This is a genomic window from Pseudoduganella sp. RAF19 (assembly GCF_052114165.1).
Lineage (GTDB): Bacteria > Pseudomonadota > Gammaproteobacteria > Burkholderiales > Burkholderiaceae_D > Rugamonas.
Map to the genome: position 1 here is coordinate 217,168 of NZ_JBFREF010000001.1, position 22,757 is coordinate 239,924.

Here is a 22,757-nt window from a genome sequence, read left to right on the forward strand (position 1 = left end):
ACCCTTAAAGTCTGGTGCCTGCCACAGCGTGGCAGGCACTTGCCTGGCTTTGCGGTTTTATACGCCGCGCAGCAGTTCGTTGATGCCGGTCTTGGCGCGGGTCTGTGCGTCCACGCGCTTCACGATCACGGCGCAATACAGGCTGTACTTGCCATCGGCCGACGGCAGTGAGCCCGATACAACCACGGAACCGGATGGCACGCGGCCGTAAGTCACTTCGCCAGTGGTGCGGTCGTAAATCTTGGTCGACTGTCCGATGTACACGCCCATCGAGATCACCGAGTTCTCTTCCACGATCACGCCTTCCACGATTTCGGAACGCGCGCCGATGAAGCAGTTGTCTTCGATGATGGTCGGATTGGCTTGCATCGGTTCCAGCACGCCGCCGATGCCCACGCCGCCGGACAGGTGCACGTTCTTGCCGATCTGCGCGCAGGAACCCACGGTGGCCCAGGTGTCGACCATCGCACCTTCGTCAACGTAGGCGCCGATGTTCACGTAGGACGGCATCAGCACCACATTCTTGCCGATGAAGGAACCGCGGCGTGCAACGGCTGGCGGCACCACGCGGAAGCCGCCTTTGGCGAAATCTTCAGGCGTGTAGTTGGCGAACTTGGTCGGAACCTTGTCGTAGAACTGCATGGTGCCGTCGGATGGCATGGCCACGTTGTTCTCCAGTCGGAAGGACAGCAGCACGGCTTTCTTGATCCACTGGTTGACGATCCAGGCGCCATTCTCTTTCTGCGCCACGCGCAGGGAGCCGGCGTCCAGGCCAGCCAGCACGTGGCTGACGGCGTCGCGGATTTCGGCGGAAGCGTTGGACGGATTCAGTTCGGCGCGGTTGTCCCACGCGGATTCGATAATTTGCTGGATGCTCATGGTGGTCTTTACTTATTCAGGTTTTTGCAAAATTGGACGATGCGGCGCGCCGCTTCCAGCCCTTCCGAGGCCTCGGCAACCAGCGCCATGCGGATGCGGTTGCGGCCAGGGTTGATGCCGTGGGCGTCGCGCGCCAGGAATGAACCCGGCAGGACGGTCACATTATATTCGGCGTGCAGGCGCTGGGCGAATTCCGTATCGGACAAGCCGGTGCGGCTCACGTCAGCCCACAGATAGAAGCCTGCGTCGGGCAGCGCCACGTCCATCACTTCCTGCAGCAGGGGTGTGATGGCGGCGAACTTGGCGCGGTATTCGGCACGGTTGGCTTCGACGTGGGTTTCGTCGTTCCAGGCCGCCACCGACGCAGCCTGCACGACAGGGCTCATGGCGCTGCCGTGGTAGGTGCGGTACAACAGGAATTTTTTGAGCACGTCCGCATCGCCCGCCACGAAGCCGGAGCGCATGCCCGGCACGTTGGAGCGCTTGGACAGGCTGGAAAACACCACCAGGCGCGCATAAGGCTTGCCGGCGGTGTTGAGGCCCAGCTTGTGCGCGGCTTCCATGGCGCCCAGCGGCGGCTCGTCGCCGTGGTAGATTTCGGAATAGCACTCGTCGGCCGCGATAATGAAGCCGTGGCGTTCGGACAGGGCGAACAGATTCTCCCAGTCGGTCAGCGTCAGCACGGCGCCGGTAGGATTGCCCGGCGAGCAGAGGTAGAGCAGGCGCACGCGCTTCCACACTTCTTCCGGCACGCTGTCGTAATCGCAGGCGAAATTGCGTGACGGGTCGGAGTTGACGAAGTAGGGCTCAGCGCCCGCCAGATAGGCCGCGCCTTCATAAATCTGGTAGAACGGATTCGGGCTCATGACCAGCTGGCCCGAGTCCGGCGTGATCACGGTTTGCGCCAGTGCGAACAGGGCCTCGCGCGAACCGTTCACCGGCAGCACTTGCGTGGCCGGATCAAGCGCAGGGAGGCCGTAACGGCGCTCCAGCCAGCCGGCAATCGCCTTGCGCAGCGCTTCCGAACCAATGGTGGTCGGATAGTTCGCCAGGCCCCCGATATGCTCGATCAAGGCTTGCTGAATGAAGGGCGGCGTCGGATGTTTCGGTTCGCCCATGCCAAGGCTGATGGCCGGGTAGTCCTGGTTTGGCGTCACGGACGCAAACAGTTGGCGCAGCTTTTCAAACGGATAGGGTTGGAGCTTGTCGAGGTGAGGGTTCACGGCAGGTCGTCATGTTGCGGGAATCGGAACCACCCATTATAGCCTCAGAGTGAGGCCACAGTGGGCGTTGCTGCAATAATGACAAGGCGCTATTATCGTCTTCACCCCCTTGAGGAGGATCTATGCCGGCCGTGCTTACCGATCCCGATGTGCTCCTGCGCGACGCTGCCGTGACCCGCCGCGTGGGCCAGCAGCGCCTGGCCGCGGGCCTGGTGCAGGGCGCGCTGTTGTATTTCCTCTATCATTCGCTGCGCAACAAGGGCTGGCCTGCCAGCGCGCCGATGCTGTTTTATCCGCTGGTGCTGCTGTCGCTGATTGTTCCCATCCTGCTGATTTCCGCGCTGGGCCATCTGACGCGGCGCCAGCTGATTGTGTGGCTGCTGGCCGCCGGCGCCGTAATCGTCGTATTCGGCGTGAACGACGCGTGGCGCCTTGCCGCAGCGGCGCCGCCGGATGCGCCGCGCCAGTCTTCCTTTTTCGTGCTGATCTTCAGCGTTGGGTTTTTCTACATCGCTCACAGCATGGTGCTGGCGGGCGCGCAGGACGGCCGCCGCATCGCACGCTACACCACCTATTTTGAAAGCGCATGGAAGTTGTTTATACAGCTTTCGTTCTCGGGATTTTTCGTGCTCGCATTCTGGGGCGTGCTGTGGCTGGGCGCCATCATGTTCCAGTTGCTGGAGCTGAAATTCCTGCGCCAGTTGCTGGAGGAACCGTGGTTTTCCGTGCCCGCGACCTGTTTCGCCTTTTCCTGCGCCATGCACGTGACGGATGTGCGTCCCGCCATCGTGCGCGGCATCCGCACGCTGCTGCTGGTGTTGATGGCCTGGATTCTGCCGGTGGCGTCGCTGTTGTCGCTGGGCTTCCTCGCCAGCCTGCCGTTCACGGGACTGGAAGTGCTGTGGAAAACGCGCCACGCAACGGCGGTGCTGTTGTCCACCAGCGCGATGCTGGTGGTGCTGGTGAATGCGGCCTTCCAGACCGGGGACGGCTTGCCGGGCGTGGCGCGCACGGTGCGTATGTCCGCGCGCGTATCCTGCGTGCTGCTGTTGCCGCTGACGGCCCTCGGTATTCATGCGCTCGGCCTGCGCGTGGCGGACTACGGCTGGACGCCCGACCGCGTGATCGCCGCATCCTGCCTGCTGGTGGCGGTCTGCTATGCCGTGGGTTACGCCTGGGCGGCGCTGCGCAAGGGCGCCTGGTTACAGCCGGTGCGCGAGGTGAATATCTGTGCGGCCTTGCTGGTGCTGGCCGTATTGCTAGGCCTGTTCACGCCGATTGCCGATCCGGCGCGCATTTCCGTGTCCAGCCAGTTGGCGCGGCTGGAGCAGGGCAGGACTCCGCTCGATCAGTTCGACTTTGCCTTCCTGCGCTTCCAGGGCGAGCGCTATGGACTGGCAGCCTTGCACAAGCTGGCTTCCAGCACCGACAGCGCCTTGCGGGCGAAAGCGGAGCAGGCCATGAGCTTGCGTTTCACCGGCGATCTGCGTTCGACGCCGGGGCTGGATATCGCCGCCAATATCCGCGTGTGGCCGAAAGAGGCCCATTTGCCCGAGGGTTTTCCGCTGCGCGACTGGAACCTGAACCGCGCCGGCCCGCGCCTGCCGCTATGTCTGACCAAGCCGGATCGCATCTGCGATGCCTTCATGGTCGATATCGACGGCGATGGCCGCACCGAAGTGCTGCTGGTTGGGGAAGAGAGTTTCATCGGCGCCGTGCTGCTGGCCGAAAGTGAGGATCATCGCTGGGATGTGCTGGCCCGCGTGCCTTACGATGTGGCAGGCTGCGAGCCTTTGCTGGCGAAGCTGAAGGCAGGGGAGTATTCGCTGGTGCCGCCGCGCATGCGCGAGATCGAGGTCGGTGGCCAGCGTGTGGCGCTGCAACGGGAATCGTCTATCCCGTTGCAGCCGGGCGCTTGTGCGGGACTCAGCGCCGCTACTTCGCCTTGACCAGGCGCACGTGTTTGTCCAGTTCCACGAAGGACGGGCGCTCGGTCGCGGATATCACCTTGCGGCCAAATTCCACGGCCAGGGCGGGCGAGTAGCCGTTCAGGCTTGCCAGCAGCGTCACCTTCACGCACTGGTACATCTTCACTGTTTCGTGATGCTTGCGCTTCAGCAGGCTGGCCAGCGGACCAACGAAGCCATACGCAATCAGGATGCCGAGGAAGGTGCCGACCAGCGCACTGGCGATCAGGATGCCCAGTTCCGCCGGCGGCAGGCCCACGGAGCCCATGGTGTGCACCACGCCCACCACCGCGGCCACGATGCCGAAAGCCGGCATCGCCTCGGCCATCTGCTGGATGGTATGAATCGGGATCTCGGCATCCTCGTTATGCGTTTCGATCTCGTTGTCCATCAGGTTCTCGATCTGGAAGGCGTCCATATTCCCGGACACCATCAGGCGCAGGTAATCGGTCATGAACTCCAGCAGGTGATGGTCGTGCAGGATGCGCGGATACTTGGTGAAGATCGGACTCTGATGCGGTTCGTCGACGTCGCCCTCGATGGTCATCAGGCCTTCCTTGCGCACCTTGGACAGCAGCTCGAACATCAGCGACATCAGCTCCATGTAAAGCGACTTGGTATGGCGCGAAGTCTGGAACAGGCCAGGGATAGCGGCCAGCGTTGCGGCGATAGCCTTCTTGTCGTTGGCGACAAAGAAAGCGCCGGTGGCAGCGCCGCCGATGATCAGCAGCTCGGTAGGCTGAAACAGCGCGGCCAGATGGCCACCTTGCAGCGCATAGCCGCCCAGTACGGAAGCAACCACCACGATATATCCGACAATGACGAACACGGGACTCTCCTAAAATGATGCCACTTGGCAACATTTTAACCCGGTTTTCATTTCTTCTAAGAAATTTGCTCAAGAAGTGTGCACATGCGCCGCCAGTGCGAGCCTTTCCAGAACACGCCGTGGCAGCAGTCGCAAGTCAGGAACTCGTCTTGTGTCGCGCGCACGGATGGCGGCAGCTTGTCCCATGCCGCAACCTTATCGATTGTGCGCAGCGGCTGATTGCAGCTCAGGCACAGGGTGAATGGCTTGGCGCTGGCGGCCAGGTCAAGGCGCTGGAACAGCTCCGCCAGCTGGGGCGCGGGCTTCAGCGCCCGCACATAGCAGCCGTGCGTCACGCCTGAGCGCTTCAGCAAGTCGCGGTCGCGGGTGAGCGCGACGCGGTGCTCGTTCTTGGATAGCGCCTCAACCTCGCTGTCGTCAATGGCATTGTCGTAAAGCGTATCGAAGCCCGCCATGCGCAGCAGGCGCGCCAGGCCGCCGAGGTGGGCATCCGCCACGAAGCGCAGCTCGCGCATGGGTTGCTCGCGCACGCGCAGCAGCGGCTTGATGTCGAAGGTTTCGAATTTGGGATAGACGGCTACACGGTCGCCGTCCTGCAGGATCTGGTGAAAGTCGGTCGATATGCCATTCACTAGAATCAGTTCCACTTCCGTATGCGGTACGCCCAGTGCTTCGATCATGTGCTTGGTGGTGGCGGCGCGCGCGCACTCGCAACTGAATTCCACCTTGCGCCGCTGGCGGGGCAGGAAATCGTTGAGTTCCTCGTAAAAGCGGAAGGTGGCCATGACCATACGGATTATTTTACGCGGCCTGTCGATCCGTGCGCCGTCCGTTCGTCGTAGAGTTACCATCACCCCACTTTTGACGGAGGAAACCATGCAGAAAATCACGCCATGCCTTTGGTTCGACAACCAGGCCGAGGAAGCCGCGAAGTTCTACACGAGCATCTTCAAGGACAGCAAGACCACCCGCACCAGCTACTACGGTGAGGCAGGCCACGAGCAGCACGGCCAGAAAGCGGGCACCGTGCTGGTCGTCGAAATCGACATCAAGGGCCAGCCCATCACCTTGCTGAATGGGGGGCCGGTCTTCAAGTTCAATGAAGCCGTATCGCTGCAAGTGCCATGCGATTCGCAGGAGGAGATCGACTACTACTGGGACAAGCTGGCCGAAGGCGGCGCCCACAGCGAGTGCGGCTGGCTGAAGGACAAATACGGCCTGTCCTGGCAAGTCTTCCCGGCCGCGATCATGGACATGCTGAGCGACTCCAATCGCGCCAAATCCCAGGCCGCTATGGCAGCGATGATGAAGATGAAGAAAATGGACCTCGCCACGCTGCGCAAGGCCTACAACGAAGCCTAGGCCAGCAGCTCTTTCAGAAATTCGCTGAATAGTTTCACCTTAGTGGAGGTGGCGCGACCGCCGGGATAGACGGCGTGCACCTCCACTGGTTCCGGCGCAAAGTCCGGCATTACCGCCAGCAGCCTTCCGGATGCCAGCTCGTCTGCGCAAAACGGCTTTGCCACTCGGGCGATGCCCAGGCCAGCGGTGGCCGCGGCAACTGCACCGTCGGCAGAGTCGAACAGGTAGCGCGGCGCGATGCGCGCATGGTGGCTTTCGCCTTGCCGCGTAAAGGTCCAGGGCCAGATTTGCGGCGACACTGGGCCAATGATGATGTCATGCTTTGCCAGCGCGTCAGGCGACTCGGGCATGCCGCGCGCGGCGATGTAGTCGGACGATGCGATCAGAATTCTCGGTAGCTCCGCCAGCTTGCGTGCCACGAATCCCGAATCCTTCAACTTTCCAAAGCGGATCGCCACGTCAATCCGGTCCGCGACCAGATTTTGCAGGCTGTCCGACGTCATGAATTCCATCTTCAGGCGCGGATGGCTAAGGGCGAATTTGCGCAGTTGCGGAATCAGAACGCGCTGACACACGATGGACGGCGCCGCTACGCGCAGGATGCCTTCGACGCTGTCCATATTCCGCGCCAGTTCATCCGCCCGCTCCAGATCGGCCAGGATCTGGCCCGCATGCTGCAGGAATGATTCGCCTGCGTCGGTGGGTACCACCTTGCGCGTACTTCGCAACAAAAGCCGCGCGCCGAGGCGCTCCTCCAGCTCGGAGATGATGCGTGATACAGAAGGCTGCGACAGGCCAAGCTCGCGCGCAGCTGCGGAAAAGCTGCCGGTCGTGGCGGCGCGAACGAAGACGGTCAGCTCCTGGAAGCGATCATTCATTTGAATTTCAAATAAGTCTAATTCGAACGGAGAGCATAGTAACACGCTGGTTCGTAACCTAGACTTGTGTCAGGCAAGCGGCACCCCGCCGCAAGCAAGATATTTGAAAGATGAATATGAACGCCTATCCAGCCCCAACTACTGCCATCGTTCTGGTCGACGTGCTGAACGATTTCCTTGCCGACGAAGGCAAGCTGCACGGCATGATCGCGCCAATGGTCGAGCAGACAAACTTGATCGAGAAACTCCAGCATCTGCTGCGAGGCGCCCGCGCCGCCGGCGTCAAAATCTTTTACTCGCCGCACGGCGTCGATGAGCACAGCTTCGATGACGTGCACCATGTCCATCCGCGTTTCCAGTTCGGCCTGGAAAAGCAGGTCTTCTGGAAGGGTAGCTGGGGCGCCGATTTCTACGAACCCCTGAAGCCACAAGGGGGCGACATCATCATCAGCCAGCACCGCATGTTCGACTCCTTCGTCGGAACCGACCTTGAGCAGCAGCTGCGGGCCAATGGCATCGAGCGCGTGGTGCTTGCCGGCCTGACCTCGCACACCTGCGTGGAAGGCACCGGCCGTCACGCACTGGAAGCGGGCTTCCATGTGACCTTCCTGTCCGACGGCGTCGCGGAATTCACCGAAGCCGCGCACCGCGCAGCACTGGATATTTCGTATCCGACCTTTGGCCACGCCACCATCACTATCGACGAATTCCTGGGCTCCGTAAAATGAAAAAGATCGCAATCGTCTATCACAGCGGCTACGGACACACCGCGCGCCAGGCTGAGGCAGTGGGGCTCGGCGTCGAACAAGTCAGCGGCGTGGATGCGAAACTCTACCCGGTCGAAGCGCTCGACGACGCAGCCTGGCAGGAATTGGCCGATGCCGATGCCATGATCTTCGGCGCGCCGACCTACATGGGCAGCGTGTCCGCGCCATTCAAGGGATTCATGGATGCGAGTGCCAAGGCGTGGTTTGGCCAGGCCTGGAAGAACAAGGTGGCTGGCGGCTTCACCACCTCGGCGTCGCAGTCGGGCGACAAGCTTAATTCGCTGCTGCAGATGATGGTGTTCGCCAACCAGCACGCCATGATCTGGGTTGGCCTGGATCTCCCGCCGGGGAATAACAACAGTAATGGTTCCGTGAATGATCTGAATCGGCTGGGCAGCTTCTCCGGTGCGATGGCGCAAGCCAACGCCGATCAGGGTGCGGAAGGCATGCTGGAGTCCGACCTGCAAACGGCAGCGCGCCTGGGCCGCCGCATTGCCGAAATCAGCGTGAGCTTTGCATCATGACTGCCTTCGTCATTGCGGAATTCAATGTGAAGGACACGACGGCGCTCAGCGAATATGTGTCCGCGGTGGGGCTGCTGATTGCTCGGCATGGCGGTGAAGTCATCGCGCGCGGGCCGCTGCAAGGTCTGGATGCACACGACATCAGATATCAGCGTGCGGTGGTCCTCGCATTTCCAAGCCAGGATGCCGCACTGGCCTGGTACCGCTCGCCGGACTACATCCAGCTGCGCGCAACACGCGACCTCGCCATGAGCGCAGAATTCAAGTTGCTCGGCTAAGGATGCACTCATGCCTCCTGCCTATGGCACGCCGAAAATTATGCGCACCCTGAGCTTCTGCTGGATGCAGTACGTACCCCGGTAGCGTGCACACCGAGGGCGAATGCCGCAAACACTGCACCCAGCGCGCACACGGCATTCCAGCCTGCGAACTCCCAGGCCAGGCTCGCGGCTGCCGATCCAGCCGCGGCGCCGAGGAAGGTGCCGCTCATGAACGTCGCGTTCAGGCGGTTGCGTGCCTCGGGGCTGAGTGCCTGGATCACGTGCTGGTTCGAGACTTGCGAGCCCTGCACACCGAAGTCGAGCAGCACCACGCCCGCGACCAGTCCCGCCACCGAGCCCCAGACGCCAAAGACCAGCCAGGACAGCGTGACCGTCGCGCCGGCCAGTCCGATCACAAAATGCGGCCCGCGCCGGTCGGCGATCTTGCCGGCGAACGGCGCAAACAGCACGCCGACGGCGCCAATGATGCCGAACATGCCGGCAACGTCCGCGCCGAGATGATAATTGGCGTCGAGATGAAGGGCCAGCGTGGTCCACAAGCAGCTGAAGGAAGCGAACACGCAAGCCTGGATCATGGTCGCGCGCCGTAGTTGCGGCACCTCGCGCCACAGCGTGGCCAGTGAAAGAAGCAGCTCGCCGTAGCTTGCGCGGGTTTTGGCCGGGCTTTTCGGCAAGACGCAAGCCAGCACCGCGCCGACCAGGATCGCCAGCATCAATCCCAGCCAGAACATGGCGCGCCAGCCGAAATGCACGGCCACTACGCCGGCAAAAGCACGTCCCAGCAGAATGCCGCACAGCAGGCCGCTCATCACAATGCCGATCGTGGCGCCGCGACGATGGGGCGCGGACAGCTCGGCCGCAAACGGCAGGATCTGCTGCACCACGCTGGACGTCAGGCCGACAAATACGGACGCAATCACCACCGACCACGCGTCCGGCGCCAGCGCCACCGCCGCCAGCGACAGCGCCAGCACTGCGAACTGAATCACGATCAGGCGCCTCCGCTCAAAGCGGTCGCCCAGCGGCACGACCAGCAGCAGGTCCAGGGCGTAGCCAAGCTGGGTCGCCGTTGGCACAAAGCCGACGAGGGCGCGATGGTCGGGGAAGCTGTCGCCCATGATGCCGAGCATGGGCTGGTTGTAATAGATATTGCCGACCGAGAGGCCACAGGCAATGGCCATGATGATCGTCAGTCCGGGGCTGATCGATGGTGCTGGATTCTTGTTCACGTGCGTTTCCTTGCAAATCAACGCTGAACTATAGGAGCCGTGTGTGTTGCAGTCTAGTGCTCGATTTTCAACGATCCGTTGCGTAAAATCGAACGCATGAGACATCTTCAGATTTACCGCTTCATCGCGGAAGTGGCGCGCATCGGGTCCATACGTCAGGCGGCCGACCATCTGCACATCACGCCATCGGCGCTGACGCGCAGAATTCAGGACTTCGAAGAGGAGTTGGGAACGCCGGTTTTTGAGCGCCTGCCGCAAGGCATGCGCCTGAATGAGGCAGGGGATCTGCTGCTGCACCATATCCAGAATCAGAATGCGGATTTCGAACGGCTGCGCACCCAGCTTTCGGATCTGGCGGGTATCCGCCGCGGCCACGTTACAGTGGCTGCCGCCCAATCCTTCATCGACGGCATCTTGCCGGATGAGATAGCGGCCTACCGCAAGCATTACCCGCACGTGTCGTTCACTGTGGAGATCCGCGACAACTTCCTGGGCATCAGCTCCCTGACCAATTACGAAGCCGACCTCGCGCTGCTGATCGATCCGCCGCCGTCAGCGGATATGCAGGAAATGCTGGTCAAAAAACAGCCGCTGTGTGCCGTGATGAGCAAATCCCATCCGCTGGCGCACAAGGAAACGGTCCGCCTGCGGGATTGCTTCAAACATCCGATTGCCATGCCCAGCCAGGCCCTCGCGGTGCGTGCGCTACTGGACGAGTGGATCTACCGGCACCAGATCCAGCCTGAGGTGGCGGTGGAATCCGGCTCGATTGAATTCCTGCGCAGCTTCGTTCTGCGCGAGTCTGCCATCACTTTTGTGGCGCTGAGTGGCATGCCGCTTGGCGACAAGCGGATTTGCGCGCGGCCGATCAGCACGCAGGACATCGATCACATCAAAGTCGTTCTTGGAAAGCTGAAGGGGCGGACGCTGTCCATCGCAGCCGAGAAATTTGCCGAACAGCTCAGCAGCCATTTGCCCGATTAAGGGCGCAGCGGGCAGTTCGCCATGCCGACATCGAGCCTTCGCGCAAGTTCACCGCGCAGCTCCTGCAGGCCGGCGATGCGGCGGTCGATTTCATCCAGCTTGGCGGCCAGCGCGGCACGCAGCGTATCCGCCGATGCATCTGGCGCCGACAGCAGCGGCAGATCCGCCTCAATTTCCGCCAGGCTGAATCCGAGCGATTGCGCGGTGCGGATGTAGCGCAGCCAGTCCACCGCTTCCGGCGGATAGTCGCGATAGCCATTGCTGTTGCGGCGCGCGCGCAGCAGGCCGCGCTTCTCGTAAAAGCGCAAGGTGTCGCGGCTGATGCCGGTAGCTTCGGCGATGGCGCCAATCTGCATGGCAGTCTCCAAAAGTGCTTGACCCTGGAGTGTACTCCAGGCTTTAGCATGCGGAGCATGAAAACCGAAACTTACCTCCGCATTGTGCGCGCCAGCGCGCTGTACGACCTACTGGTCACTTTTCCCTTTGCCACGCCGTGGACTTTCGCAATTGCGCACGGCCAGCTGTCGGCGATCAATGCCGCGCTGGGCGGCTTGCCATTGCCACCATTCTCGGCCTTCCAGGTGCTGTTCGCAGGACTGATGGGCAGTCTGGTCATGGTGTGGTCGATGCTGCGGCTGCGTAATCCGCAGCCGCAATACGGGCTGTATGACGGCGCGGCACGCCTGCTTTGCAGTGCATGGATGGCATGGGCGCTGGCTCAAACTGGTGCACCGCTGCTGTGGCTTTTCCTCGTGCCGGAGTTTTCCTGGTGCCTTGCGCAGTGGTATCCTTGGCACTCGTCCGTCAAGAGGAGTGTGCCATGCAACCGCAACCTTTGATAGCCGTCAGCAACGTTGAAGCCAGCAGCCGCTGGTACCAGAAAGCGCTTGGCCTAAAGAGTGGGCACGGTGGCAACGAGTACGAAATGCTCCTGAACGACGGCAAACTGGTGCTGCAACTGCACCATTGGGAGGCGCACCACCATCCGCACATGGGCGATCCCGAAAAACGCCCCTACGGCAACGGCGTGCTGTTGTGGTTCTGGACCGACGAATTCGACGATGCTGTCGACCGCGCGTCGCGCGCCAATGCCCACGTTGTGGAAGGCCCCAAGGAAAACACCAATGCCCAGCACCGCGAAATCTGGCTGCGCGACCCGGACGGCTATGTGGTCGTGGTGGCGGGGCCGTATGGTGACGTAGGCATGTGAGCTATTGTCGATTTTGCGCTTTGTGGTTCGTCGTAGCGGTAACAGACCGCTATGGAGAATGCAATGCGCAAGCTGATTTTGACAATGTCCCTGTCCGCCGACGGCTTCGTGGCGGGCATCAATGGTGAAACCGGGTGGATTGGGGCCGGGTTGGACGAGGATGTCCAGCACTGGCTCGCCGACGGCTTGACAGGTGCGGGCGTGCATCTGGTAGGCAGCGATTCACTGCTGGAGATTTCTGCACGCTGGAGCGAAGGGCCGTGCGCGCTGGGCTTCCGCGCCGCGCCTTTGCTGGTACTGACGCGGGGTGATTTCGTACCGACGCCTGCTACCGTATCCTTGCCAGGTCCGCTAGAGCAGACGGTGGCGCGTCTCAAGCGCGAGCCGGGAAGCGATCTGGTTGCGCACGGCGGTGCCAGCGTGGCGCAGGCGCTGATCAGGGCAGGGCAGGTGGATGAGTTTCGCTTGCTGGTGCATCCGCTGGCGCTGGGCAGCGGACTGCCGCTGTTCCCGATTCTGGATGAGCCGATGCAGCTATCGCTGACGCAGTTGCGGTATTTTCGCAATGGCGTGATGGGACAGGTGTTGCGTCCCGCTTAGCACGTCCCGCTTAGCAGCCGCCGCCACCGCCTTTTGCAGCCAGCGTCCACTTGCCGTTCACGCGCGACAGCACTTCGTACCACCAGTGCTCGCCGCCTGTCGCGGACAGGATCAGTTCATCGCTGCCATCGCCGTTCAGGTCCACATTGGCCAGGAACTTGCGCGTTTCGCCGCTGCCTTCGCCCTCGATATTGTCGAAGTCGCGGTAGGTTGGGATGTAGACGCCGGTGTCATTCGGTTCGGCGATGAAGGTGAGCGAGAAGCTGCCGCGCAGATTCGCAAGCGTCCAGTCCAGCGCATAGCTGGCAAATAACAACGGCCTGGTTTTGCCCGGAAGCGCTAACACAGCCTGCGATTGCTGGCGCTGTAGGCCGGTCTGCAATTTGCCCAGCAGGAGAGCGATGTAGTGTGGCGGCACGTTCTGACGCTTCAGCAGCTGCTTGGCCATTTGGGTGATCAGCTTTTGCTCGTCCGCGGTCGGCGCGCGCGCGGCCGGGCCTTGCGGGCCGAGCGCGAAATTGGTCAGCACGCCGTCCGTCGGCGCTGCGGCTCCGGCCGGCGCGGCCACTGCGCCAGTCAGCGATTCGCAGGACATCTTCTTCGGCCCCGCCGCGATGCCCTTGGCTGCGGCGCCGTCGCCATAAAGATAGTAGGCACGGCCCGGCAGGAAGTACCGTTGCGCCAGGTCCGTATTCACGCTCGCCGCTGTTGTGCTAGCCGCGATACCCGCCGCGGTGGAGGCGGATGGGAAGGCGTCGATGCTGCCGGCGGCAACGGTGGCCACTGGGCTCATGATCGCGCCGTCCTTGACGAATACCGCTTGCGGCTCGCCGGGCAGGCGCTGGACTGCTGCGTCGACCGGAGCGGCGGTGTGCGCATGTGATGCGTGCGCGCGAGGCGCCGCTGCGGCCTTGTGCGTTGGCGCGGCGGCAGCGTGCGCGCCGGCACTTGCACAGGCGCAGGCCAGCGCCGCTGCGGCCACGCGCATTAAGCGCCCCAGGTGGCGCGCGCGACGCGCAGCATATTGCGTCCGAGGACCTGCTCAATCTCGCTGGGCGCCATGCCCAGTTTGCGCAACTCGCCCGGCAGTTCACGCCACACGGATGCCGGCGCGAAGCTTGGCTTGCGCTCCGCGCTATAGCCCGCCGACGCCGGCCACCAATACGAAGGATCGAAATCGCCAGGCGGCGTATCGTCCAGATCCGGTTCGCTGACGCAGATGTCCAGGCCAACCCCAACGTGCGCGGTGCCCGCCACGTCGGCGACATAAGCGATATGGCGCGCCACATCAGTAGCGCCAGGATTCTCCTTGCCGATAAACCACGACAAGCCGGACACGCACACCACGCCACCTGTCTCCGCGCAAGCCTGGATCTGTTCATCGGTCACATTGCGCCCGTGCTGCACCAGCGTGAAGGGATTCGCGTGGCTGAACACCACCGGTTTGGTCGACGCGGCCATGATGTCCAGGCTGGACATACGCCCCGTATGCGAGCAATCCACAATAATCCCGGCGTCATTGACCGCCGCCAGCACGCGATGGCCCAGCGCGGTCAAACCCTGCGACGTGTCGTGGCATCCACCAGCCACGCTGTTATTGCGGTTGTAAGCGAAGTGCATCTGGCGTACGCCCAGCTGGGCATATAAAGCCGCCATTTCCGGCTGGTCCATCAGCGGCATCGAACCTTCCAGATCGAAGCCGATCGCCAGCTTGCCATCTGCCGCCGCCTGAATGATCTCGTCCACGGTCGATGCCAGCGCATAGCGTTCAGGATTGGCGTCGATGCGCGCACGATAGCCCGCAATCACGGACATCACCTGCGAGACCGGATTCATATCCGCCCCCACATTGAGCGAAACATAATTGACACCGGAAGCATGCAGCCGGTCGATCGGCGAAAAATCCGCATGCGGATGCTGCGGCAGGCAGTAGTGAGCGTCCCAGTTAATCATTTTTATCGTTTATATTGTGGCAGGAACCTTATGGTCGCATGAATGGCCGGGCAAGGTATACTGCTGCCTTGAACCAGTTAATGTCCACCATGTCCTTTTCCTCGCTCGGCCTTGCGCCCCCCCTGCTGAACGCCGTTGCCGCCATCGGCTACGACGCACCTACCGCCATCCAGTCCGCCGCCATTCCTGCCGCCCTGCGCGGTGAAGACGTGTTGGGCCAGGCCCAGACCGGATCGGGCAAGACTGCCGCTTTTGCGCTGCCCATGCTGCATGCGCTGCTGTCGGCGCGTTCCGGCCAGCGCAGCGGCCTGCATGGACTGGTACTGGTGCCGACGCGCGAGCTGGCGGCCCAGGTAGGGGAGGCGATCCGTACCCTGGTGCAACATCTGCCGGTACCGTTGAAAGTGTCGATTGCCTTTGGCGGCGTGTCGATCAACCCGCAGATGATGGCGCTGCGCGGCGGTACGGACATCATGGTCGCCACACCCGGCCGCCTGCTGGACCTGGTCGAACACAATGCGCTCAAACTGGACCGCTGCGCCACGCTGGTGCTGGATGAGGCGGACAAGCTGCTGGACATGGGCTTCAGCGAAGAGATTTCGCGCATCCTGTCGCTGCTGCCGGAACAGCGCCAGAACCTGTTCTTCTCCGCGACTTTCCCGCCGGCTGTGCAGACACTGGCCACGCGCATGCTGCGCAATCCCGTGCGCATCGAGACGGTGAGCGAAGAGGCGCACGAGCCGGACATCACCCAGCGCGCTATTGAAGTGGATGCTGGGCGCCGCACCCAGCTGCTGCGCCAGCTGGTGCGCGAGAATAAATGGAACCAGGTGCTGGTGTTCGTGGCGACCAAGTACGCGTCCGAGCACGTGGCCGACAAGCTGCGCCACAACGGCGTCGCTGCCGAAGCTTTCCACGGCGACTTCAGCCAGGGCGCGCGCACCGAAGTGCTGGCCGATTTCAAGTCGGGGAAAATGCACGTGCTGGTGGCGACCGACGTCGCGGCGCGCGGCATCGACATCGCGCAATTGCCGGTGGTGGTGAACTACGATTTGCCGCGCTCTCCGGCCGATTACATCCACCGCATCGGCCGTACGGGCCGCGCGGGCGCCAGCGGGCTGGCCGTGAGCTTTATTACGCCGGAGATGGAACAGCATTTCCGCCTGATCGAGAAGCGCCAGGACAAGCGCGTGGCGCGCGAGCGTGTTGCGGGCTTTGAACCGGTGACGCAGGCGCCCGCACCGGGCGCCGCTACCGATACGGCGAACGGCGGCGTCAAAGGCAAGCGCAAGAGCAAGAAGGACAAGCTGCGGGAAGCCGCCGCGGCGGTCCAAAAACCAGAGCCTTAAACCTGGTGCCAGCCACGATGTGGCTGGCACCTGCTTCACGCCGTGGGTTTACTTTTTATACGGCTGGAGAATCTCTTCGCCATCGCCGACCATCAGCACCACCAGCAGCTTGGCCGGCTTGGTCTTGCTCGCATTGCGCGACACCACGTGCGGGTGCTTCGGCGATTCGTACCAGAACTGGCCCGCCTTGTACTTCACCGGCGCCTCGCCTTCCAGTTGCGACTCCACTTCACCTTCCATCACATAGGCGAACACGGAACCCGGATGCACATGCGCTGGCGAAGACTGGCCAGGCGCGTAATTCACGGTCAGCATAATCCCGGTATGGCCCGGCGCTTCCGGCAAGGCGTGCTTTTGCAGGACGGTGGCGTTGTCGGCCGCATCATGCGCTTGCGATGGCAGGCCCACCGCAAACACAGCGGCGCCGATTGCTGCAAAAATAGCGCGTTTCAGCATGGCGGCCTCCTTACACTGCAGGGATGACGCGGAAACCGACACCGAAGCGGTTCCAGGCATTGATCGTATTGATGGCCATGGTCAGATTGACCTGCTCGGCCGGCGTGAACTCCTTGGCCATGGCGGCGTAGTCTTCGTCCGGCGCGTGGGTTTCGGACAGGCGGGTCAGCGCTTCGGTCCATGCCAGAGCAGCGCGTTCACGCGGGGTGAAGAACGGGGTTTCGCGCCATACCGACACGCCCATCAGGCGGCGTTCAGTCTCGCCGGCTTTGCGGGCGTCGGTGGAGTGCATGTCCACGCAAAAGGCGCAGCCATTGATCTGCGAAGTGCGCAGCTTGACCAGTTCCACCAGCGGTTTTTCCAGACCCAGGCTGTTGACGGCCTTTTCCAGCGCCATCATGGCTTTCATGGCTTCCGGCGATGCAGTGTAGTAGTTGATGCGTTCCATGTGAGTTCTCCTTGAAGAATTGGTGTTCGATGGAGTCCATTGTAGGGAGGCCATCGCCCTGCGAAGGGGCCAATTCCGGGAGAAATCAGGGGTCAACTTCCTGCAATTGGTCCCTCGACCAGCACCATGCGGCGGCGCAGACGGGCAGCTTCGGCCGAATCACCGGCTTTTTCGGCCCGCATGGCCTGCACATTCAGCCACGCCAGCAGGGGACGCTTCCAGCCTTGCGCGGACGCGGTTTCGACAGCCGTGTCCAGCACCGCAGGTGTGGCGCGGTTGGCGCGGAACACGGCCCCGGCTGCGACCAGGCGCGATAGTGGATCGGGAATGGCCGCCACGGCTTTCGCGGCGGCTTCGTCGCCACCGGCCGCCAGCACGGCGCGCTGGGGTTCGGGCAGCAGGGCCGCCTCGGACGCTTGCGCGCGGCCGGCAATATAGTTTGCGTAAGCTGCGTCGGCCGGGCTGGCGTCGGCGCGCAGGGCTTCGAAGCCGGGGCACTCGCCAAACGATAGCGCTGCCACGCGCGCGGCGCAGCGCGCCAGTTCGATGCGGATGATCAGTTCCACCTTGCCGGTGCTGGCGATCTGCTCGCGGGCGCGTGCGAATTCAGTCTTCTCGACATTGTCCTTGCCGGACAGGTAGGCCGCCTGCGCCCGTTCCAGCGACTGGTGGGCATTCATCTGCCAGTCCGGCACGCGCGGGCCGCCGCCGCAGGCGGAGAGCAGGACTGCGCTACAGATCAGGAGTCGTTTCATGGCAGCTTGATCTCCGTATCGCGTTTGAATGGCCATTTGCGGTTGATCTCATTGACCAGTTGTTCGATCTGCCGCAGATTGCTGTCGATCTCCGCCCGTAGCGTGCCCAGGTCTTCGGTGGCGGCACGGGCGTTCTTGCCGACCACCTGGGCATCAGCCAGGATGGCGTCCATTTTCTTCAGGCTGGTGCGGGCGTCGGCCAGCAGGCCGTTCAACTGCACGATGGTGGCCTGCGCATCGGTGGCGATGCCTTTGTCGCCGAACACACGGCGGTCCGCATTGCCTACCAGGCTGTCCGCCTTGACGATCAGGGAATTCGCATTGCGCAGCAGTTCGCGCGCCTTCTGGTCTTCTCCGGTCAGCAGGCCAAAGGCGCCGCCGGGACCATTCAGCTTTTCCGTCGCGCCCTGCAGGTTGCGCAGGCTGGCGCCCAGCGGACCTTCATTGGCGGTGAGGGCGCTCAGGTTTTCCAGCACATCCTTCGCAGCCTGCACCACTTTCGGAATCTCGGAGGCTGTATCGCCGACCAGCAGGCCGCGTTCGGCGTTGTCCGGCAAAGGGGGATCGGTCGGGATGCCGGAGAAGGCACGCAGCCGCGCGCCGCCCACCAGGCCTTTTTCCAGCGTGAAGATGCTGCTGGTGCGCAGCCAATGCGCATCCTTTTGCGGAACGTCGATCAGCACGCGCGCCTTGCCTTGCGGGCTCAGTTCAATGCGCTGCACGCGGCCGATGGGGAAGCCGGCGAAGGTCACGTCCATGCCCACGGTCACGCCTTCGGAATCGTCGGCGGTCAGCACCAGCCGCTGCGTCGCTTCGAAAGCGCCGCGTGCGTACATCAGGTAAAGCACCGTGCCGACCAGCAGCACGCCCAGCAGGATCAGGAGCAGCAGCGCCTTGAATTCCGCGTTGCGTACCGGCGCCGGTTCGGGTTGTGTGGTGTCGTTCATATCAGTAGTAGTTCCCCATCAGCGAAGCCGTTTCGATCAGCAGGATCACGGCAAACATGCGCACCATGTCCGCCAGCCCGTGCGCCACGCCGCGGCGGCGCAGCAATGGATTGGCGGCGCCCGTGTAATAGGAAGATGCCAGCGGAATCACCGCCACGGCCATACTGAAGAACACGATCTTCAGCCACAGGATCAGGGCCACGGCGGGTTCGAAGATTTGTCCCACCACGCGCGTGTAGCCGGGCAAGGCCCAGGGCGTGAAGCCATAGATCACCAGATAGGCCAGGACCAGCGTCGTCACGCAGCTCACGGCGGCCAGCAGCCACACCGCGAACATGCCCGCCGCGGCGCGCGGGAAGAATTGCGTACGCAGCGCGAGATGCGGCTCCAGCTGTTCGCCGGCGGCGCGCTGCTGGGCGAATTCGACCCCTGCGGGCAGGGTGGAGCGCAAGGCGACAAACAGGGCGGCCGTCAAGGGCACCAGTTCCAGCACCAGCACGCGCACCACCAGATTCAGTGCATAACGCGACAGGCCATAGCTGACGGCAGTGACCACCACGATGCGGATGATCACAAGGCTGATCAGAGAGGCCAGCATGGTGAACCAGATCAGGTTATTCGCCGTCGTCACCACGAGCTGCTCGGCGAGTGCGCGCAGGTTATCGCGCCGGTAGCTGGAAGGCAGGAAGGCGCGCGTGGTCAGCAGGGCGGCAAATTGCAGCAGCCGCCACCAGCTGGTCAGCCAGGCCTGGGCCCATAGGTGCAGACGCGGTCCGGACGAGGAATGCGATGCATGAGCGTTCATATTGCGATATTAGCATCAACAATCGCATCTGCGACGGCCCGCACGCGAGCGCTGCGCGCCAGGTCGGCGTGCATCACCAGGTAGACGTCGTAGCGGTGCTCGCGCTCCGGCCAGATGCGGCGCAGTCCGGGCAGCTTGGCCGCGATGTGGATGGGCAGTTCGCCGATGCCGATGCCGGCCTGCACGGCTTCCAGCAGCACCATGCCGGTGTTGACTTCCATGGCCACACGGGCGTTGGTGATGGGCTCTCCGCCCAGCTTTTCGCCTTGCCGCGCGGTGACGCTGCTGTGGTAGATCACCAGGTCGTGGCCTGCGAAGCCGGTACCGGGTTCTCCGCGTGTTGCGATGTAGGCGGGCGTGGCGTACAGCCCCGCCACGCGCTTGCCGAGGTGGCGCGAGATCAGGTCGGGACTGGTCGGACGCACGGTGCGTACCGCCAGGTCGGTTTCGCGGCGCGTGAGGCTGGACAGCTGGGTGTTCACTTCCAGCACGATGCGGATGTCCGGATGCTGCTCGTGCAGGCGGCGCATGGCTTCCATCACGAAGGCGTGGCTGATGGTGTCCGTAGTCGCCACGCGCACCGTGCCTGAAAGCCGGTTGTCGATGCCGGACATTTCCCGTTCCAGCTGCAGCGCCGCTTCCTCCATCTGCATGGCGGAGCGGCAGGCGATTTCGCCGGCCGGCGTGGCGACGTAGCCGGAGGGCGTGCGCAGAAACAGCTTGGCGTTCAGCGCCTTTTCCATGGCGTTGAGGCGGCGGCCGACCGTGGCCTGGTCGATATCGAGCAGGGCGGCCGCACCGCGCAGCGTGCCGGCGCGGTAGATGGCGAGGAAGATGCGGGTGTTGTCCCAGTCCATTTTGGCTCCTGGATGCATTTTTGCATCAGAGTGCTGATGGTATGCATGTTTACTGCATCAGGCAAGTGCGCGCATCATTGCGGCATGCTGATATTTACGCTTGCCATAGGCTTCGTGATGGCCATGATCGACGTCACGGCCGTCAATACCGCGCTTGGCGCCATCGCCGCTGACCTGGATGTGCCGTTATCGGGCCTGGTCTGGGTGGTGGACGGCTACACGCTGACTTTTGCCGCGCTGCTGCTGGCTGGCGGCGCTCTGGCTGACCGTTTCGGGCCGCGCCAGGCCTACCAGGGCGGCTTGTGCCTGTTCCTGCTGGCTTCCGTGCTGTGCGCGCTGGCGCCTGCCGGTGGCGCGCTGGTGGCTGCGCGCCTGCTGCAAGGCGCGGGCGCGGCGCTGTTCATGCCGAGCTCTTTGAGCCTGCTGACGCATACCTTTGACAATCCGCAGCAGCGGGCGCGCATGGTCGCCATCTGGTCGGCACTGGTGGGCGTGGCGGCGACGGCTGGGCCGCTGGTGGGCGGTCTGCTGGTGCAGGGCTTCGGCTGGCGCGCGGTGTTCTGGATTAATGTGCCGGTGGGCTTGCTGGGCATCGCACTGGCGCAGTGGCGCGTGCCGGCGCCGGCGGCTTCTCCGCGTCAGCTTTCGCTGTTCACCCATGCGCTGGGTGTGGCGACGCTTGGCGCGCTGAGTTTTGTGCTGATTGAGGGGCAGGCGCGCGGCTGGACCTCTGCGGCGGTGCTGAGCGCCGTGGTGGCCGCGCTGGTGCTGGGCGGCGCGCTCTGGCTGCGCGAGCGGCGCAGCGCGCATCCCATGCTGCCGCGCGCCTTGTTTGCTTCGCCTTCGTTCGGTGCGGCGGTGGTGACGGGCTTCCTGATTAATTTCAGTGTGTTCGGCCAGCTGTTCCTGCTGAGTCTTTTCCTGCAGCAGGCGCAGGGGAGGGATGCACTGCATACCGGGCTGTTGCTGCTGCCGATGATGGCGTCCAGCACGCTGACCAATTTTTTGTCCGGACGGGTGATGGGGCGGTTCGGGACACGCGGTCCGCTGCTGGGCGGTCTGGTTGCTGCGGCAGCGGTGGCCGTGTTGCTGATCGGGGCGCGGGCGGATACGCCTTATGCCTTGATTCTCGCCGGGGCGATGGCTATTTTCTTCGCGATCGGCATTTCGATTCCGGCGATGACCAACACCGTCATGCAGGCTTCCGGACGTGAACATGCCAATAGCGCTGCGGCGGCGTTGAATGCCAACCGGCAGGTGGGGGCGCTGGTTGGGGTGGCGGTGATGGGTGTGATCCTGCACGCGGCGCCGGCGTGGGATACGCGGCTTGCGCTGGGTTTCTGCGCTATTGCCTTGTCCTATGCCAGCGCTGCGCTTCTGGTCTGGCGCCGCATCCGGGCCGGCGCGGAGGCCGCGCCGGGGGCCGCCACGTCAGCGCTGGTAACGGCGGATCATTGATCCGCCCTACGCGGCTTCTGGTCTGGCGCCGCATCCGGGCCAGCGCGGAGGCCGCGCCGGGTGCCGCCACGTCAGAACAGCTGCTCGCGCCAGGCGATCAGGTCGGCGATGGTTAGGATGGGCATGCCGTGCAAGGCGGCGAAGCGCTCGATCTGCTCGCCGCGCATCATGGTGCCATCGGGATTCATCAGCTCGCACAGCACGGCTGCCGGCGACAGGCCCGCCAGCACGGCCAGGTCGACCGAGCCTTCGGTATGGCCGGCGCGGGCCAGTACGCCGCCTGGCGTTGCGCGCAGGGGGAAGACGTGGCCGGGGCGCACCAGGTCCGAGGGCCGGGCATCAGGTGTAGTGGCGGCGCGAATGGTGGTCACGCGGTCGGCAGCTGAAACGCCCGTGGTTACACCTTGGCGGGCTTCAATCGACACGGTGAATGCAGTGCCGAAGCGGCTGCCGTTTTCCGAAGCCATCGGCGGCAGCTCCAGCTCGCGTACGCGCTCGGCAGACAAACACAGGCAAACAATACCGCTGCATTCGCGGATCATGAGCGCCATGGTTTCGACGGTCAGGCGGTCGGCCGCGACAATCAGATCGGCCTCGTTCTCGCGGTCCGCATCATCGAGCAGGACCACGGGCACGCCCGCGCGCATGGCATCCAGCGCTGCGTGAACACGAGTGGAAAGGTCAGTGGAAGTATCAAACATAGGAAACGCTCCTCGCAAAAGTAAATGGCGAAAAACGCTCCAGGGCAAGCGAACAGGCGCAACAACCCAAACCGCGCAAGGCGGCAGGGAAGCAAGCACACATCTTCTTTCATCCGGACTATGACCGTCGGCCCTGGCCTCTCACCAGGTCTGCTGACCCTGCACAGGACTGCGCAGGCGCTCGCGGGCTCGGTCGCAAGCGACCATACCGCCGGTGGGGAATTTCACCCCGCCCCGAAGACGTAAAAATCCCACGGCAACGTGCCGTGAGCCCGAGGATTGTAGCAGGACGGCG

The 22,757-nt window shown here is 63.3% G+C and carries 27 protein-coding genes and 1 riboswitch; of the genes, 11 read left to right on the forward strand and 16 right to left on the reverse strand.

The features are described from left to right. Positions 1-57: 57 nt before the first annotated feature. Positions 58-879 carry a 2,3,4,5-tetrahydropyridine-2,6-dicarboxylate N-succinyltransferase gene (gene dapD / locus AB4Z19_RS01040; protein WP_442033957.1) on the reverse strand — a complete coding sequence of 274 codons (822 nt, stop codon included), beginning with the start codon at positions 877-879 and terminating at the stop codon, positions 58-60. 8 nt (positions 880-887) lie between these two features. After that, positions 888-2,102 carry a succinyldiaminopimelate transaminase gene (gene dapC / locus AB4Z19_RS01045; protein WP_442033958.1) on the reverse strand — a complete coding sequence of 405 codons (1,215 nt, stop codon included), beginning with the start codon at positions 2,100-2,102 and terminating at the stop codon, positions 888-890. Positions 2,103-2,224: 122 nt separating this feature from the next. Here dapC and AB4Z19_RS01050 point away from each other — a divergent pair, with 122 nt between their 5' ends. Next, positions 2,225-4,051 (forward strand): DUF4153 domain-containing protein, encoded by a 1,827-nt coding sequence (locus AB4Z19_RS01050; protein ID WP_442033960.1) that lies wholly within the window; start codon positions 2,225-2,227, stop codon positions 4,049-4,051. Here AB4Z19_RS01050 and motA read toward each other — a convergent pair. Together motA and AB4Z19_RS01060 are read right to left on the reverse strand one after the other, a co-directional pair. Then, the gene (gene motA, locus AB4Z19_RS01055) at positions 4,038-4,898 is read right to left on the reverse strand and encodes a flagellar motor stator protein MotA (protein ID WP_442033961.1); all 861 of its coding nucleotides are present in this window, start codon (positions 4,896-4,898) and stop codon (positions 4,038-4,040) included. The two genes, AB4Z19_RS01050 and motA, sit on opposite strands and share 14 nt — an antisense overlap. A 56-nt stretch (positions 4,899-4,954) precedes the next feature. Continuing rightward, entirely contained in the window at positions 4,955-5,689 is a 735-nt protein-coding gene (locus tag AB4Z19_RS01060) for a Mut7-C RNAse domain-containing protein (protein ID WP_442027358.1), read from the reverse strand. 85 nt (positions 5,690-5,774) lie between these two features. Between AB4Z19_RS01060 and AB4Z19_RS01065 the strand changes: the two genes are divergently transcribed. Continuing rightward, a complete protein-coding gene (locus AB4Z19_RS01065) occupies positions 5,775-6,260 on the forward strand; it encodes a VOC family protein (protein WP_442027360.1) in 486 nt (161 codons plus the stop codon). On the opposite strand, the gene AB4Z19_RS01070 is transcribed toward AB4Z19_RS01065, so the two are convergent. Next, positions 6,257-7,138 carry a LysR family transcriptional regulator gene (locus AB4Z19_RS01070; protein ID WP_442033963.1) on the reverse strand — a complete coding sequence of 294 codons (882 nt, stop codon included), beginning with the start codon at positions 7,136-7,138 and terminating at the stop codon, positions 6,257-6,259. The genes AB4Z19_RS01065 and AB4Z19_RS01070 overlap by 4 nt on opposite strands. A gap of 116 nt (positions 7,139-7,254) precedes the next feature. On the opposite strand from AB4Z19_RS01070, the gene AB4Z19_RS01075 reads away from it, so the two are divergent. From AB4Z19_RS01075 to AB4Z19_RS01085, 3 genes are read left to right on the forward strand one after another with little or no spacing between them, the layout of a single operon-like run. Next, a complete protein-coding gene (locus AB4Z19_RS01075; RefSeq protein ID WP_442026831.1) occupies positions 7,255-7,866 on the forward strand; it encodes an isochorismatase family cysteine hydrolase in 612 nt (203 codons plus the stop codon). Beyond that, entirely contained in the window at positions 7,863-8,429 is a 567-nt protein-coding gene (locus AB4Z19_RS01080) for a flavodoxin family protein (protein WP_442026829.1), read from the forward strand. The genes AB4Z19_RS01075 and AB4Z19_RS01080 overlap by 4 nt, the downstream gene beginning before the upstream one ends. Further along, a complete protein-coding gene (locus AB4Z19_RS01085) occupies positions 8,426-8,707 on the forward strand; it encodes a DUF1330 domain-containing protein (protein WP_442026827.1) in 282 nt (93 codons plus the stop codon). Before AB4Z19_RS01080 ends, AB4Z19_RS01085 begins: the two co-directional genes overlap by 4 nt. Before the next feature lie 38 nt (positions 8,708-8,745). Here AB4Z19_RS01085 and AB4Z19_RS01090 read toward each other — a convergent pair whose 3' ends face one another. After that, positions 8,746-9,939, reverse strand: coding sequence for an MFS transporter (locus AB4Z19_RS01090; RefSeq protein WP_442026826.1), 1,194 nt, complete (start codon positions 9,937-9,939; stop codon positions 8,746-8,748). Between the two features lie 96 nt (positions 9,940-10,035). Between AB4Z19_RS01090 and AB4Z19_RS01095 the strand changes: the two genes are divergently transcribed. After that, positions 10,036-10,923 (forward strand): LysR family transcriptional regulator, encoded by an 888-nt coding sequence (locus tag AB4Z19_RS01095; protein ID WP_442026824.1) that lies wholly within the window; start codon positions 10,036-10,038, stop codon positions 10,921-10,923. On the opposite strand, the gene AB4Z19_RS01100 is transcribed toward AB4Z19_RS01095, so the two are convergent. Further along, positions 10,920-11,279, reverse strand: a complete 360-nt coding sequence (locus AB4Z19_RS01100; RefSeq protein WP_442026822.1) for a MerR family transcriptional regulator — start codon at positions 11,277-11,279, stop codon at positions 10,920-10,922. The two genes, AB4Z19_RS01095 and AB4Z19_RS01100, sit on opposite strands and share 4 nt — an antisense overlap. A 57-nt stretch (positions 11,280-11,336) precedes the next feature. Between AB4Z19_RS01100 and AB4Z19_RS01105 the strand changes: the two genes are divergently transcribed. The 3 genes from AB4Z19_RS01105 to AB4Z19_RS01115 all read left to right on the forward strand — a co-directional run bounded on the left by AB4Z19_RS01105 (position 11,337) and on the right by AB4Z19_RS01115 (position 12,733). Beyond that, a complete protein-coding gene (locus AB4Z19_RS01105; RefSeq protein WP_442026820.1) occupies positions 11,337-11,762 on the forward strand; it encodes a hypothetical protein in 426 nt (141 codons plus the stop codon). Beyond that, a complete protein-coding gene (locus AB4Z19_RS01110) occupies positions 11,744-12,133 on the forward strand; it encodes a VOC family protein (protein ID WP_442026819.1) in 390 nt (129 codons plus the stop codon). Before AB4Z19_RS01105 ends, AB4Z19_RS01110 begins: the two co-directional genes overlap by 19 nt. 63 nt (positions 12,134-12,196) lie before the next feature. Beyond that, positions 12,197-12,733, forward strand: a complete 537-nt coding sequence (locus AB4Z19_RS01115) for a dihydrofolate reductase family protein (RefSeq protein WP_442026817.1) — start codon at positions 12,197-12,199, stop codon at positions 12,731-12,733. 10 nt (positions 12,734-12,743) lie between these two features. On the opposite strand, the gene AB4Z19_RS01120 is transcribed toward AB4Z19_RS01115, so the two are convergent. Continuing rightward, positions 12,744-13,721 carry a hypothetical protein gene (locus AB4Z19_RS01120; protein ID WP_442033965.1) on the reverse strand — a complete coding sequence of 326 codons (978 nt, stop codon included), beginning with the start codon at positions 13,719-13,721 and terminating at the stop codon, positions 12,744-12,746. After that, entirely contained in the window at positions 13,721-14,686 is a 966-nt protein-coding gene (locus tag AB4Z19_RS01125; RefSeq protein WP_442029911.1) for a dipeptidase, read from the reverse strand. The genes AB4Z19_RS01120 and AB4Z19_RS01125 overlap by 1 nt, the downstream gene beginning before the upstream one ends. Before the next feature lie 89 nt (positions 14,687-14,775). Here AB4Z19_RS01125 and AB4Z19_RS01130 point away from each other — a divergent pair, with 89 nt between their 5' ends. Next, a complete protein-coding gene (locus AB4Z19_RS01130) occupies positions 14,776-16,035 on the forward strand; it encodes a DEAD/DEAH box helicase (protein ID WP_442034437.1) in 1,260 nt (419 codons plus the stop codon). 48 nt (positions 16,036-16,083) lie between these two features. Here AB4Z19_RS01130 and AB4Z19_RS01135 read toward each other — a convergent pair whose 3' ends face one another. From AB4Z19_RS01135 to AB4Z19_RS01160, 6 genes are all read right to left on the reverse strand, one after another. After that, positions 16,084-16,491 carry a cupin domain-containing protein gene (locus AB4Z19_RS01135; protein ID WP_442026608.1) on the reverse strand — a complete coding sequence of 136 codons (408 nt, stop codon included), beginning with the start codon at positions 16,489-16,491 and terminating at the stop codon, positions 16,084-16,086. A gap of 10 nt (positions 16,492-16,501) precedes the next feature. Next, the gene (locus AB4Z19_RS01140; RefSeq protein ID WP_442026610.1) at positions 16,502-16,939 is read right to left on the reverse strand and encodes a carboxymuconolactone decarboxylase family protein; all 438 of its coding nucleotides are present in this window, start codon (positions 16,937-16,939) and stop codon (positions 16,502-16,504) included. A 92-nt stretch (positions 16,940-17,031) separates the two neighbouring features. Beyond that, positions 17,032-17,694 (reverse strand): hypothetical protein, encoded by a 663-nt coding sequence (locus tag AB4Z19_RS01145; protein ID WP_442026612.1) that lies wholly within the window; start codon positions 17,692-17,694, stop codon positions 17,032-17,034. After that, positions 17,691-18,641: an MlaD family protein gene (locus AB4Z19_RS01150; RefSeq protein WP_442026614.1), complete on the reverse strand. Its 951-nt coding sequence runs from the start codon at positions 18,639-18,641 to the stop codon at positions 17,691-17,693. Before AB4Z19_RS01150 ends, AB4Z19_RS01145 begins: the two co-directional genes overlap by 4 nt. A gap of 1 nt (position 18,642) precedes the next feature. Next, positions 18,643-19,446, reverse strand: a complete 804-nt coding sequence (locus tag AB4Z19_RS01155) for an ABC transporter permease (protein WP_442026615.1) — start codon at positions 19,444-19,446, stop codon at positions 18,643-18,645. Then, on the reverse strand, positions 19,443-20,303 hold the full coding sequence (locus AB4Z19_RS01160) for a LysR family transcriptional regulator (protein WP_442026617.1): 861 nt from the start codon (positions 20,301-20,303) through the stop codon (positions 19,443-19,445). Before AB4Z19_RS01160 ends, AB4Z19_RS01155 begins: the two co-directional genes overlap by 4 nt. A 45-nt stretch (positions 20,304-20,348) precedes the next feature. On the opposite strand from AB4Z19_RS01160, the gene AB4Z19_RS01165 reads away from it, so the two are divergent. After that, positions 20,349-21,761 (forward strand): MFS transporter, encoded by a 1,413-nt coding sequence (locus tag AB4Z19_RS01165; protein ID WP_442026619.1) that lies wholly within the window; start codon positions 20,349-20,351, stop codon positions 21,759-21,761. Positions 21,762-21,832: 71 nt separating this feature from the next. Here the strand turns inward: AB4Z19_RS01165 and ribB are convergent, their stop codons facing one another. Beyond that, positions 21,833-22,462 carry a 3,4-dihydroxy-2-butanone-4-phosphate synthase gene (ribB, locus tag AB4Z19_RS01170; RefSeq protein ID WP_442033967.1) on the reverse strand — a complete coding sequence of 210 codons (630 nt, stop codon included), beginning with the start codon at positions 22,460-22,462 and terminating at the stop codon, positions 21,833-21,835. Between the two features lie 97 nt (positions 22,463-22,559). Beyond that, positions 22,560-22,708, reverse strand: a riboswitch (FMN riboswitch). Positions 22,709-22,757: the final 49 nt, after the last annotated feature.